Source organism: Niabella sp., assembly GCF_030150205.1.
Taxonomy (GTDB): domain Bacteria; phylum Bacteroidota; class Bacteroidia; order Chitinophagales; family Chitinophagaceae; genus Niabella.
On record NZ_JASLGT010000024.1, the window covers coordinates 219948 to 233397 of the forward strand.

The window sequence follows — 13450 nt, forward strand, 5'->3', positions numbered from 1 at the left end:
CCGACAAATAAGCATGATCTCCATTGCCCATTCAATGCCATTTCCTTAAGCAATTTTTGTGATTGCCACAGATGCACAGATTGCGCCTGCGGCGCTTTTCTGCGCCATTATTGTAGTTAAAGCCGATACCAAATCTGCGACATTGATTCACTATTGCCTATTGACTATTGACCACAGCGAAGCTACTGTTATTCACCGATATTTTCTTTTCTTTAACCGGCAAAAAGCGCCAAACAAGGTACTATGCATTGCCAAATACTAAAGTTTGCCAATATCTTTGTGCAACAACCAACAAAAAATGAATATCGATAATACACAAAGCCAGATGCGAAAGGGGATCCTGGAATTTTGTATTCTTTCTGTGATCAAAAGAGGAGAGGCCTACCCCAGTGATATTATTGAAGAGATGCGGGCGGCCGGTTTACAGATCCTGGAGGGAACACTTTATCCCCTGCTTACCCGCCTGAAGAATGCGGAAATGCTTACCTACCGCTGGAAGGAAAGCAATAGCGGACCACCCCGGAAATACTTTTCACTTACCGGCAAAGGCGAAGATTTCTATAAGGAGCTGGAGCAAACCTGGAACGAATTATCAAACGCAGTCAATACCTTAAGTACAAGAACCCTATAACTACAAAACAACGATAATGAAACAGATCATCAACATACAATTAGGCGGCCGCAACATTGCAATTGAAGATTCCGCAGCAAAAAAGGTGCAACAGTACCTGGAAAGCCTGCGCTTTCATTTTTCAAAGGAACCGGGCAAGGAGGAGATCATTTCCGATATTGAAGCCCGCTTTGCGGAACTGATGTTTGAAAAGCTGCGGAAGGGAGCCCCTCATATCACCGATGATGATGTGGATGAAATGATTGCAACAATGGGACGGCCCGAGGACTTTGCCGACGAAGCCGGAACGGAAGATACCAACGGTGGATACAGCCAGTTTTCTGCAGGCAGCCGGAAATTGTACCGCGATGCCAATAACAAAGTACTGGGCGGTGTATGCAGCGGCCTGGCTAACTGGATCAATATCGACCCATCCATTGTACGGGTATTATTTGCCATCATCGCTTTGGGAGGATTTGGCGCCGGTATCCTGATCTATATTTTATTGTGGGTCTTTTTACCTTCCCGGAACCTGGAGGGCTACAAAGGCAAACGCCTGTTCCGCAACCCGGATGATAAAAAAATCGGTGGCGTGGCCAGCGGTATTGCCGCTTACTTCGGAAAAGAAGCCAATACCGTACGCCTGATCTTTGCCCTGCCTTTTATCCTGAGTATTATCAACGGCATTTTCAGCCATGGAAACTTCGAACCCTTCCGCGGCGTATTCTTTGGCTCCATGAGCGGAACCTTCCTCACCGTATACATCATTCTTTGGATCGTATTACCGGAGGCCATCAGTCCTTATGAAAAAATGGAGATGCATGGCCAGCCGGTAGATCTCAATTCCATTAAGAACAATGTACAGAATTCGATGGGGGACGTTTCCAGCCGGTTAAAGAACTGGGGGAAAGAAGTACAGGAATCGGCAGAACGTTTTGGCAACTCCGGCAAAACCTATGGCCGTAATTTCAGCCGGGAATTTGGCAATGCTGCCGGACGAGGCGCCCGGGGGCTGGGGCATGGAATTGCCGTGGTGATCAAGGCCTTTTTCCTGATCGTTTTCGGAACCGTTATCTTTTCGCTTTTTATTGGCCTGGTGGCCCTGCTGTTTAGCGGATATGTATTTGCACCTTTCAATAATTTCTTATGGACGAACGATAATCAGCAGTTTCTTGCCTGGGCTACCGTGTTGCTTTTTATCGGTGCACCCATCGTGGGATCGGTGATCTGGCTTTTCCGGATGATCCTGAATGTAACCACTCCCGGTAATTATCTGAACTGGCTGTTTGGCGGGCTCTGGGCTTTTGGATGGGTATTCCTGGTGCTGTTTGTAAGCAGCATTTCAAAAGATTTTAAAAGAGCACAAACAGCAGCAGTGCCGGTGGCCATTACCCAACCCAAAAACAACAAACTGATCCTTACCGTTTCCCAGCCCGAGCTGGAATATACCGGAGACTTTACATGGCTGCAGGATCGTGGCGACCAGGTTTCTGGGTTCAGTTTGACCAAGGACACGTTAAAACTATCCGATATCTCTATCCGCTTTGACAAAAGCGCCGATTCCCTGTATCATGTGTCCATCGAACGCCAAAGCTTTGGTAAAACAGATGAAGAAGCCCTGGCCCGTTTGAACAAGATACAATACGCTGTGCAATCTTCAGACAGTATACTGGACCTGGCCAGCGGTTTCTCTGTAGATAAAACCAGCAAATACCGTCTTCAGCGCGTGCAGGTTGTGGTACAGGTTCCGGTAGGCAAAAAAATACAGATGGATCCCTCGGTAAATGAAAAACTGAATACGATCGATATTGATATAGAGTCCGGAAAAGCGCGGATACACCGCACACGTGAAAGAAGAAACTACCGGTTTTATACTCCAAACGCCGCCTACACTATGATGGAAGACGGCAGCCTTAAAGGAGAAAACGAGCCATTGGAACGTGACAACCCAGACGAGGTTGACACGGCTTACAGATGGAAGGAGCCTGCAGCGAAAACCGATACTGCGGCAAACGCAGCACCTGCCGGCACGTATCGTTATCCTTCTGCATCAGGAGCCGCCACCCCATCCAAAGACTCCGGAACCTACCGGTATGAAGGCAACGCAGACAAACCGGAAAATCTTTCAAAGGAAGAACTGAACCGGCTGCTGCAGCAAAAACAAAAAGAGATCGAGGAATTGCGCAAAAAAGTAAAACCGTAAATGCGGTGTGCCGGAATGCTTTTTCCGACACTGTTAAAACCATATTCATTCACCATACCAGTAGCGGGTCTTTGGCCCGCCACTTTAAAAAAACGGGCAGGCTCCCGTAAGGGAAGCCTATGGCCCAAACATTACGCATATGAACCTTGCCATCCGCCTCCTTTCCCTGTTAACCCTGGTGGTTACCATTTGTATTCCTGCCCATCTTCGGGCACAAACACCTCAAAATATGCCCGCTTTTTCGGGTTTTATAAAAGACAGCCTTTCAAAGGAGCCGCTGGCGTTTGCGACCATTGCCGTTTTTTCAAATGCTCCTGCACCGGACACGGTGCTCCACTGCAACGAACAGGGCTTTTTCAGGATCGGCAAGGCAGGTGCCCGCCGGCTGGTTATTACCGCAGCAGGCTATGCTTCAAAGACCCTGCCGGCAGACACAATTTTGTTACTTCCCGATCATACGGTATTTCTTAAACCGCAATCGCAGGAATTAAAAGGCGTTACGGTATCTGCCACGCAACCGCTGATCCGTCGCGAAGCAGACAAACTGGTTTATAACATAGAAGCCGACCCCGAAAGCAAATTCCGCAGTACACTGGAGATCCTTAAAAAAGTACCCTATCTTTCTTTAGATGCGCAGGGCAATTTATTATTAAAAGGACAATCCGGCTACCGGATCCTGATCAATGGGAAACCCTCCGGCGTGATGGATCATAATGCCATGGAAGTACTGAAAAGCCTGCCGGCCTCTACCATCCAAAGCATTGAAGTATATACCACACCCCCTTCCAAATATGATGCAGAAGGACTTTCAGGCATTATCAATATCATCACTACCCGTAAAGTGGGGGAGGGCTATAAGGGCAGCGTTAACCTCAATGAAAGTTTTCCTACGGAAGGACCCGGTGCCGGATTCTCCTTTACCGCCACGCATAAAAAACTGGGGGTAGAACTGTATGGCGGCGCCAATATTGCCCATAATCCGCAGGCGCAAACGCACACCCATCGTACAACAACGAGTGACCTCCCTACCGCGCTAACCGTTTCCGGTACCAACAAAAGCAATAACAACGGCCGGTACATCGGTTCACAGTTCAGTTATGAGATCGATTCCCTGCAATTACTTACCGTCCAGCTCAACACCAATGGCTTCTATTCAAAGGGATTTATTTCAAGATTTTCGGTACTTGAACAAACGCCAGCATTGTTGCAGCAATTCCGTCAGCAAAATGCCACCCGTGGTAAAAACAACGGTTTTGACGGTGCATTGAATTACCAGCTGGGTTTTAAAAAAGATAAATCCAAATTATTCACGGCCTCCTATCGCTTTATGCAGTATCAAACCAGGAGCCGTTCTGAAAACACTTTCTCCGACCGGGTTCAATACGATGTTTTCGATTTTAACCAATTAAACAATACATCCACAAAAGAGCAAACAGGCCAGGCTGATTATATCCAGACCCTGAAAAAAATAAAACTGGAAGCGGGGATAAAAGCCATTTTCCGGCAGAATAAAAGCGACTTTCATACCCTGCAGTACGAAGATGACGTTTTCCGGGAAGACCCCGGGCAGCAAAATGTGTTTACCAATAATCAAACTGTTCTTTCCGCTTACAATACCTACCTGCTGGCCTTAAAGCAATGGAGTTTTAAAGCCGGTGCAAGGTTGGAGCAAACGATTAACCAGATCAACTTTCAATCTACCCAAACCCAGGTGAACAGAACCTATTTCAACCTGGTACCCAGCGTTGTTATTAACCGGAACAATACCAATGGCAGTTATTTTAACCTGGGTTACAGCCAGCGTCTTAAGCGGCCGGGCATAAACCGCATGAACCCGTTTGTGAACCGTTCCAATCCCAATTTTGAAGAAAGCGGCAATCCTGATCTCAAAGCTACACGCATGCACAATTTCGACCTGAGCTATGGCATTAACCGGAAACAATCAGTAAATATCGGGCTTAGTTATGCCTTTGCCCACAACTTTGACCTCAGGTCTTCCCGGTATGACCCTGCCACCCGCATCACCTATATCACTTATTCCAATTCCGGTGATATTGCTGCGCTGGTACTGAATATGAACCTGAACCTGAAAGTTACCAGGGCCCTGAAAACGGTTATCAATGGCAACCTGGCACATTTCTGGATCGGGACGAATGAAGATGCGCAACCTCAAAAGCTGACGCGTTTTATTTATTCCGCATCCCTGAATAACACCTACACATTTACCGGCGACTGGATCGCTGGTGCTTCCGCCGATTTTTTTGGTAAAAATATTGCGCCTGCCCAGGTACAGGGCACCGTTAATGGTTTTATTGCCACCAGCTTTAGCCTGAGCAAAAACATATGGAACAATAAACTGGCGCTATCCGCCTATATCAACAACCCTTTTACCAAATACCGGAGCAGCCGCACGGAGATATCCGGTTTCAACTTTATGCAGCTTGATATAACAGAAGCCTATTTCCGGAAAGCCGGGATCAGCATTAACTACAAATTCGGGAAACTGAAACAGGATATCAAACGGAGCAAACGGGGGATTAATAATAATGATGTGGCCAATTAAATTTTACAAGCCCATTTTCTTTAGTTCCTGTTCCAATGTACCGGCCGTTACCCATATCTGGCCATCATCATCATGATTCAATACCTTGTAATCCCCATCCAGTAAAAAACGGAAAGGGATAAAGGATACTGCGTATTTTTTTGCCAGCGGGCTTTCCCAGTTTTTTAAATCCGATACATGGATCCAATCACCAACCTTGTCTTCTTCAATCGCCTTCAGCCATTTCCCCCGGTCGCTGTCAAGCGAAACACTGATGATTTCCAATCCCTTGCCGGCATATTTTTTATATAATTCTATCAGGCGGGGGTGCGTGATCCGGCACGGACCGCAGTCGCTTGCCCAGAAATCAACCAGGATCAGTTTTTTATTTTTAACATCCGAAAGCCTGAACTCCTTCCCGTTAGCCATCGTCATTGAAAAATTTTCAAACCCACCGTCCTTTGCAATCGTTTCATTTCGTTGTAGCCCGCTTAAGAGCCGCTTTATTTCTTCAGTTGACTGCTGCGCCGGCGAGAGTTTTGCGATCAGCGTCTTTGTTCCCTCATCACCCGTATAATGTTTTGTATTACGGATCATTTCTGGTAATACTTTGGAATCGGGGTATTTACTAATGAGGCTGTCAACGTAATGAAACGCCTGTTTTTGTTGTGCCTCCCTGTTGGCCGTTTTCTGCTCATTGGTTAATGGATGGGCAATGAATGGCTTCTTTTCCGCCTCATTGGAAAACCCGTTATAGGCGGCTTTCCCATAATCGTTATAAACCATGGCATCCAATGGTCCGGTTAGTTTTGGGGTACGCATCAAAACGGATTGGATGCCGTCCATTGTTATTTCTATACACTCCAGTGTATACACACCGCTCTCCAGCCAGATGGTACTGGCGCCGGAGCTATCCGTTGCGATCAGCGCAACGCGGGGCTCCCTGATATCTCCGGACACCTCAAAACTGCCATCCGGCTTTATCAATGCATCCGGAAGACCGGAGATTTTAATATGGCTACTCTTGCTGAGCAGGTCAACACGACCACGAATAACAACTTTTTGTTGGGCAAAACCCTTTCCAATGGCAATGGCCAGCGCCATTGTCAGCAATAACTTTTTCATAAACCAGTTTTTATTTTAAATGAATCAATGTGTTTGCTACAAGTTCCTTTTTACTTCTTGCCACCGGTATTTTCTCGCCATTCTCCAACACCAGGCAACCACCATCGTCCTTTATCCAGCTTTTTATATAGGCTTTATTTACAAGGTGTGATTGATGGCAACGCAGAAAGCCAAAATCTGTTAACAACTCTTCATATTCATAGATGGGTTTGGAGACCATTATTTTTTCGTTACCCGATAAGTAAAAACTGGTATACACGTTCGACGATTCGCAGCGGATGATTTCTTTCGGATGTACAAACCGGGTTTCTTTAACCGTTGGCAGGGCCAGTTTATGTGTAGATCGTTCTTCCCGGTTGCGGATCAGCTGCAAAAGGTTTTCCAGTTCACGGTTCTGCATTTTTTCGTTGATACGGAGTTCGGCCTTTTCCACAGCGGTTTTCAGCTCCGCTATATTCAGCGGTTTTAGCAGATAGTCCACCGCAGAAAATTTAATTGCCTGGATTCCGTATTGGTCAAAGGCTGTGATCAGTATAATTTCAAAAGAATGGGCAGGAAGCTCCTGCAACATCTGGAACCCGTTCTTGCCCGGCATCTGGATGTCCAGAAATACAAGGTTCGGTTTAAGTCTTCTGATCAGTGTAGCACCGTCTTCCGCATTCATTGCAACACCTGCAATATGCACCTGCGGACAATACTGGCGCAGCAATCCTTCCAGGTTATCAATATTATTACGTTCATCGTCTATAATGACGGCCTGTATCATAGTAGCCAGTTTTTAAAATAGATGTTTACGGTTGTTCCTTTTTCCCTGTTGTCAAATGAAAGCTGTATCTGTTGCTGGTGCAAGGTTTCATTCAGTAGTATGATCCGCTCTTTTGTCAATCGCAGACCAAAGCCCGCTGTTTCTTTTTCCAGATCAAACCCCTTTCCGTTATCCGTTATCGTTACAACCAGGTCGTCTTTATTTTTTTTAAAGTCGATGTGTAATATTCCTTTTTCCTGCAAGGCTGCAATGCCGTGTTTAACAGCATTCTCCACCAGGGGTTGCAGCAGCAGCGCAGGTACTTCCACCGCATTTTGATCGATCTGATCATGCAGGTTTATATCATAGATAAACCCAAAGCGCAGCTGTTCCAGGTTCAGGTATTTCTGCAATATTGCTATCTCATACGCAATGCTGATCATTTCCCGGTCGCTTCCTTTCAGGGATTCACGCATCAGGCTACTGAATTCCGACAGGTATTGATGGGCCCCGGCCGTATCATTTTTGGTGATCAGCCCCTGTATCGAACTCAGGGCATTAAATACAAAGTGCGGATTAAATTGTGACCGGATGGATTTTAACTCTGTAGAAACACGTTGCTTTTGTAAGGCTGTTGCTTTTAGTTTTTTTCGCTGTAGCAGATTTATGTAAAGAATGATCAGAAGCGCAAGCACGATCATAACCATAATCCCTGTAAGTATTTTAAACCAAAGGGTCTGGTACCAGGCAGGTGCTATGATAAACGCATAAGTACTTACCGTTTGCCGTTGAAATGCAAAACGCAATAACAACTGGTAGGCTCCGGGCTTTAACTGTTGCAGCCAGATAATATTGGGATCAAACCGGTTCGGTTGCCAGCCGGCGCTGTCCTTTTTATTATATACCAGGTTGTATTCTACCAGGTCCTCAGAACGCACTTTATCCTTCAGGTAAAAGAAAAGATCCCGGTTGAAGGATGTAAACCGCTTTTCCAGGTGGAGGAGGCTATCAAGCGGCCCTGTTCTCGTATCGCCATAATAAGTAGATCCCGGCTGTTGAAAATCGTATTTCCACTGGTATTTGTACAACTCAAAAAACGACTTCATTGTTCCTGAGGTAAAGGTAGCAATTACTTCAGGACTTCTCTTTGTCCAAAAAGCGGCAATAGCGCTGAAAGACTCCGGACTCTTTGTGTTTTTTACCTCTACTATTATATCGCTGCCAATGGGGGCATTAAACATTCCCAGGTATGCCATCTCTTTATACTCCATTCCCCCGGCAGAAAAATGTCCATACATAAAGGCCGGACTAAAAAACCGGATAGGATTCCATGGGACCAGGATCTTTGACTGGCCGGAGAGCACCCGGAACTGGAAATCATCTTTATTTTGTGGCGTGATGCCATAAGCGGTTACTACAATAGCGGAAGAATCAAAAAGCGGAACGATCCCCGTTCCCAAAAAACCATTTGTGAGTGCGTACTGTTTTCCCTTTCCATATACTTTAGTAAAATATGCCGCTTCTTTAAATTGCTCCTTGGAGTTCAAAACCGTAAACGGGTATAGGTTTCTTGAATGAAAAACGGCTAAAGTAATTTCATTTTTTATACCTGGATTACGATTAACGGAACTCGTGTTTTCCACATAGTCATAAAGATCTCTTATTTTATCACCTTTGAGGGAGGCCTTAAACAGAGGATCCTGTGAATCCACTATTGCCGTCTGGCCCAGGCAGCATACAGATACCAGCAAGGCTACAACGGTATATAAAGCAGCATGTACCAATTGTTTTTTCTTTAATGCGTTAGTAATTTTTTCAATTGTTCATAAGCATTTTGCGGTCGTTCAGCATTTTTTTCAATGATATTCCCTGTTTTATCTACAATAACATAGTGTGGTATGCTGTTTATATGAAAGGCTTCCTCTGCTTCCTTCATTAACGATTCATCCAGGAAATAATGCTCCCCTGCAATATCTAACTCCTCCCGGGCTTTTTGCCAGGCCCTTTTCGAATCATGATACCCTCCCAGGTATAAAAATACAATATCCTTCCCCGCCAGCTTTTCCTTTAGTTGCGCTGCCAACGGAAAGTCACTCCGGCAGGGGACACACCAGCTCGCCCAGAAGTCAATATACAACAGCTTGCCCTTATACTTATTAAAAATTTCCTTTAGAGACATTAACGTATCAATAGAGGTGGCTACAGGAGGGTATGTAAACTCCCGCCGGAGCGCATCAATCTCTTTTATAAATTTTTTGTTCCGGACTGTTGTAATGTATTTTTTATATACCGGCCGGTATACGCTGTCATCTGCTTTTCTCAGCCAGGCCATTAACCGGGTCAGCTGAATATCCCGGGTGTTGTTTTTAAGTTTATGAGTGATATAGTCAAAATATGCAGCCGGGGTAAAGAGCTTACCTGTTTTTGCAAACGCGTACTTCATATAGGCACTCACAATATCATTATACTCCAGCGTATGGAGCGCCGCAAATTCGTCATTAAATCCCTGCTCAATGATCTGTTTTACCGTTGCAGCAGGTATTTGCTCAAAATCAGTGATGTTTTCAACAATGGTCCTTTCATAGGGCTCATATTTATATTTTGAGCGGAGCCATTGATCATACCGGTTACTGATCCTGTGCGTTGCCTTATACTGATCCTGTATTTGCTGCCGGTGCGTTGCCCGTTGCTTCCGCAACAGCAATGCGCTATCTGCGGGCATTTTCATTATATTCTTCCAATAAGCGGCGTCGCGCCGGTCATTTTCTACAGCATACGCCGTATAATTAAAATCCTCTGCATTTTTATTAACTGCAGTCAGCGGATCGGTTTTAGAAAAATCGGCTACCAGTTCAATATTGTTCCCATTAACCAGGTCAAAGAACTGGTACCCTTTTTTTGTTTCAACGAGCCAGGTATTGATCTCTTTTTCGGGTAACACAATGCTGAAGTGATTGTACTCATCAATGCGGGCCTTATATCGTTTATCGCGCCAGCTGCGGGTACTGTTTGTAAATCCCCCCGGTTCTTTAAAAACGATCACACTGTCACGGGCATTTATTACCGTTCCTTTCAGCGTTACCTGGCTGTAAGCGGCAACCGGCACCAGCCATGCGATGATGATGGATAGTCTTTTCATTTTCCAAAGAAAATTGGTATTTGCGGTCTTTGCAGGCCGAACTTTGAATACGGGTGCTATGGTTTTGAATTTACCTTCCGCATTGCACTTGCCCCCCTGCCACCGGACTTAATGGGCAGCTCCCGGAAGGAGCGAATATCAAATATGGATCTGGATGACACCTGTTTCCGGCTCTGACTGTCATTTCTTTTTATCTATTTTTTTGTAATCGATTACATTTTTATACATTTGACAGTACAAAACAGTTTGCCATGCATTCAAGAAGAAAATTTATTGCCCAATCCTCTGCGCTGGCCCTGGGAGGCCTGGCCTTACAGTCTTTTAATACAAAAAACTTCTCCCGCATTTACAAGACAGCGGCCGACCAGATCCGGATCGGGGCCATCGGAATCAACGGTATGGGATGGGCCGACACCGTTTCCATGCTTAAAAATCCGGGCGTAACGCTTGCTGCGCTTTGCGATGTAGACAGGAATGTGCTGGATAGCCGGATGCGTGAGCTTTCTAAAATGAATATCGATACCTCCAATATCAAAACCTATAACGATTACCGCGCGCTGCTGGACCGTAAGGATATTGATGCGGTCATCATTGGTACCCCCGATCACTGGCATGCCCTCATTATGATACACGCGGTACAGGCCGGTAAGGACGTGTACGTGGAAAAACCGGTAGGAAACTCTATTGCAGAATGCCGGGCAATGGTTGCCGCACAGGAAAAATACAATAAGGTGGTGCAGGCCGGGCAATGGCAGCGCAGCCAGCAGCATTTCCGGGACGCGGTGGATTTTATCCGCTCTGGTCAGCTGGGAAATATCCGTACCGTAAAAGTATGGTGTTACCAGGGCTGGATGAAACCAGGGCCAAAGGTGGTGGATAGTGCGCCTCCTGCCGGCGTAGATTACAAGCTCTGGCTGGGGCCCGCCAAAACCAGGAACTTTAATTCGAGCCGGTTTCATTTTAATTTCCGCTGGTTTTGGGATTACGCCGGCGGATTGATGACCGATTGGGGTGTGCACCTCATGGACTATGCTATTTTCGGAATGGATGCCCCCGTTCCCAAAACCGTTTCTGCCCTGGGCGGCGATTTTGCCTATCCCGATCTTTACCAGGAAACACCCGATACCCTGGCAGCACTTTACCAGTTCGACAACTTTAACCTGATCTGGGATCATGCCATGGGCATCGATAACGGATTGTATGGAAAGGACCATGGCATTGCCTTTATTGGCAACAATGCCACCCTGGAGCTGGACCGTGGCGGATGGGAGGTGCTGGAAGAAAAACACAGCGATAAAAAAGTAAGTGTATTGCGCAAAAGGCCGTCTGATAATGGTTTGGACAAACATACCCAAAACTTTATCAATGTAGTACGCTCGCGGAAACTGGCCGATCTCAATTGTCCGATCCAAACCGGAGCACATATTGCCACCGTTTGCCAGATGGGAAATATTGCTTACCGCAGCCAGGCTAAAGTTACCTGGGATAAAGCCGCCGGTAAGTTTACAGACAGCAAACTGAATGCTTCTTATTTTATGGCACCTTATCACAATGGCTACCAGCTGCCTAAAATATAGCGGCCGCTTAACCCCGGTTATTTTTTAGTAATACTCCGGGCGGAACGGTATATTTTTTTGGACAGATCCGCTCTTTTTTATTCCTTTGAAAGGAATCGGATAACCCATGTCACTCATCAGATACCTTACACCGCTTTACCTTACCGGACTTTTTATACTGCACAGTCATCATGCTGAAGCCCGTCTTAAAATTCCATTTGGGAACAGGGAAGTGCTGCAAACAGCCGCTGATCTGCCGGATACCGACGCTTACCGGATCCCGGACAATAAGCATTACCTGGACCTGGGCGTACTGCACGAGGAATTTAATATCGCTTATATACTACCGCTGTGGATCACCCGGGAACCCCGGCTGGTAGGTTATGATAAACAGAGCGCCACTTTTTATGATCTTACTGCCGAACAGCTCGGGGAGATTCTAAAGGAAAATAAGCTGGAAGAAAAAAAATTGCTGCGCCTGGGCTTTTACACCCGTTACGGAGGCAAGCTGGCAGGGCTATTGATCCTATCGCTGATCATCTACGGCCTGCTGCCTTCAAAGCCCAGGAAAGTGGTTCCCCACCGTGTTTGATTCTATTCACTTAAACAAAATACCATGTCAACAATCATCTACGTAGTTATTTTCTTCGTTGTCTTTTATGCTGTGGCCATCTTTTGGTGGAGATCCCAGCGCAACAAATCGAAGAACGCCTTTGCCAATCTTGATCTTTCCCGGGAAGCCCGCAGTGCCCCTCAATACCAGCAGGAACTGATGAACGGTGATTATGCTTTTCTGAAAAAGCATATGGACGGTTTACCTGTTGAAGCTTTTACTACGGCCGCCAGCGAATATACGGCAACCGACCGTGCAAAAGACCTGGGCAAAGATGCCCTGAAAAGCCTGGCAACCCTGGGCACCGTAAAGTTTACTACCGTAACAACACCCAAATACCTCGCTTTGAGCGGAAATGAATTACACCTGTTTGATACCAACAAGGATGGCGATATTGATAAGCACCTGGTATTTGACCAGTCGCGGCTGCAACAGTCCACGCTCTACGAAATACCGTTATCGGGCAGTTCCTGGAAGCATATAAAATATGGCGACTATGCATTAAGGTCTTATAAACTGGAGCTGAACACGGATCATAAGCCGGTAAGCCTTTTATTATACAGCGGGCTTGTAAATGTAAGTCCCAACAATGCCGCCTTCCTGTCTATGAATGCCAGCAAACAGGTACAGGAATTTGTGGTGGGCAATTACTTTTTAAATAAACTGGGCGAAAGCTATCCGCATTTAAAAGTTCCAACATACCTCCCGGCGGTTTAACACAACTGCTAAAACTTATTATTTAAAGCATGACAGCCGTCGTGCTTTTTTTGATTCCGCGTTTCCTGCTTCTTCGGCTCCTCATTACGGTTCAATATTAAGCAGGGAGCAAGGCCAGTCCTGGAGCATTAACAGTGTAATGAATCCGGATGCCAATTATCCTGTTTCGAAGCCCGGCAGGGTTATCGTAACAAGGCTTA

General features: G+C 46.0%; 10 protein-coding genes. 6 read left to right on the forward strand and 4 right to left on the reverse strand.

Annotation, left to right across the window (positions count from 1 at the left end; all coding sequences use genetic code 11):
- The first annotated feature begins 298 nt into the window (after positions 1-298).
- The 3 genes from Q1V85_RS17595 to Q1V85_RS17605 all read left to right on the forward strand — a co-directional run bounded on the left by Q1V85_RS17595 (position 299) and on the right by Q1V85_RS17605 (position 5376).
- On the forward strand, positions 299-631 hold the full coding sequence (locus tag Q1V85_RS17595) for a PadR family transcriptional regulator (RefSeq protein WP_300601863.1): 333 nt from the start codon (positions 299-301) through the stop codon (positions 629-631).
- 16 nt (positions 632-647) lie between these two features.
- The gene (locus Q1V85_RS17600) at positions 648-2813 is read left to right on the forward strand and encodes a PspC domain-containing protein (protein WP_300601864.1); all 2166 of its coding nucleotides are present in this window, start codon (positions 648-650) and stop codon (positions 2811-2813) included.
- A gap of 139 nt (positions 2814-2952) precedes the next feature.
- Positions 2953-5376 (forward strand): outer membrane beta-barrel protein, encoded by a 2424-nt coding sequence (locus Q1V85_RS17605; protein ID WP_300601865.1) that lies wholly within the window; start codon positions 2953-2955, stop codon positions 5374-5376.
- Positions 5377-5379: 3 nt separating this feature from the next.
- On the opposite strand, the gene Q1V85_RS17610 is transcribed toward Q1V85_RS17605, so the two are convergent.
- Genes Q1V85_RS17610 through Q1V85_RS17625 form a run of 4 tightly spaced genes read right to left on the reverse strand, consistent with a single transcriptional unit; the run spans position 5380 to position 10364 of the window.
- Positions 5380-6480: a TlpA disulfide reductase family protein gene (locus tag Q1V85_RS17610; protein ID WP_300601866.1), complete on the reverse strand. Its 1101-nt coding sequence runs from the start codon at positions 6478-6480 to the stop codon at positions 5380-5382.
- Between the two features lie 10 nt (positions 6481-6490).
- The gene (locus Q1V85_RS17615) at positions 6491-7246 is read right to left on the reverse strand and encodes a LytTR family DNA-binding domain-containing protein (RefSeq protein WP_300601868.1); all 756 of its coding nucleotides are present in this window, start codon (positions 7244-7246) and stop codon (positions 6491-6493) included.
- On the reverse strand, positions 7243-9009 hold the full coding sequence (locus tag Q1V85_RS17620; protein WP_300601869.1) for a histidine kinase: 1767 nt from the start codon (positions 9007-9009) through the stop codon (positions 7243-7245). The genes Q1V85_RS17615 and Q1V85_RS17620 overlap by 4 nt, the downstream gene beginning before the upstream one ends.
- 11 nt (positions 9010-9020) lie before the next feature.
- Positions 9021-10364 carry a TlpA disulfide reductase family protein gene (locus tag Q1V85_RS17625; protein WP_300601871.1) on the reverse strand — a complete coding sequence of 448 codons (1344 nt, stop codon included), beginning with the start codon at positions 10362-10364 and terminating at the stop codon, positions 9021-9023.
- Between the two features lie 251 nt (positions 10365-10615).
- On the opposite strand from Q1V85_RS17625, the gene Q1V85_RS17630 reads away from it, so the two are divergent.
- The 3 genes from Q1V85_RS17630 (at position 10616) to Q1V85_RS17640 (ending at position 13250) form a co-directional block, all read left to right on the forward strand.
- Positions 10616-11941, forward strand: coding sequence for a Gfo/Idh/MocA family oxidoreductase (locus Q1V85_RS17630; RefSeq protein ID WP_300601872.1), 1326 nt, complete (start codon positions 10616-10618; stop codon positions 11939-11941).
- Positions 11942-12047: 106 nt separating this feature from the next.
- Positions 12048-12512, forward strand: coding sequence for a hypothetical protein (locus Q1V85_RS17635; RefSeq protein ID WP_300601873.1), 465 nt, complete (start codon positions 12048-12050; stop codon positions 12510-12512).
- A gap of 24 nt (positions 12513-12536) precedes the next feature.
- Positions 12537-13250, forward strand: a complete 714-nt coding sequence (locus Q1V85_RS17640; RefSeq protein ID WP_300601874.1) for a hypothetical protein — start codon at positions 12537-12539, stop codon at positions 13248-13250.
- The last annotated feature ends 200 nt before the right edge of the window (positions 13251-13450 follow it).

Excerpts from the sequence above, each read along its gene's own strand:
- Q1V85_RS17595 (WP_300601863.1), top strand. The coding sequence starts at position 299 with ATGAATATCGATAATACACAAAGCCAGATGCGAAAGGGGATCCTGGAA.
- Q1V85_RS17600 (WP_300601864.1), top strand. The coding sequence starts at position 648 with ATGAAACAGATCATCAACATACAATTAGGCGGCCGCAACATTGCAATT.
- Q1V85_RS17605 (WP_300601865.1), top strand. The coding sequence starts at position 2,953 with ATGAACCTTGCCATCCGCCTCCTTTCCCTGTTAACCCTGGTGGTTACC.
- Q1V85_RS17610 (WP_300601866.1), bottom strand. The coding sequence starts at position 6,480 with ATGAAAAAGTTATTGCTGACAATGGCGCTGGCCATTGCCATTGGAAAG.
- Q1V85_RS17615 (WP_300601868.1), bottom strand. The coding sequence starts at position 7,246 with ATGATACAGGCCGTCATTATAGACGATGAACGTAATAATATTGATAAC.
- Q1V85_RS17625 (WP_300601871.1), bottom strand. The coding sequence starts at position 10,364 with ATGAAAAGACTATCCATCATCATCGCATGGCTGGTGCCGGTTGCCGCT.
- Q1V85_RS17630 (WP_300601872.1), top strand. The coding sequence starts at position 10,616 with ATGCATTCAAGAAGAAAATTTATTGCCCAATCCTCTGCGCTGGCCCTG.
- Q1V85_RS17635 (WP_300601873.1), top strand. The coding sequence starts at position 12,048 with ATGTCACTCATCAGATACCTTACACCGCTTTACCTTACCGGACTTTTT.
- Q1V85_RS17640 (WP_300601874.1), top strand. The coding sequence starts at position 12,537 with ATGTCAACAATCATCTACGTAGTTATTTTCTTCGTTGTCTTTTATGCT.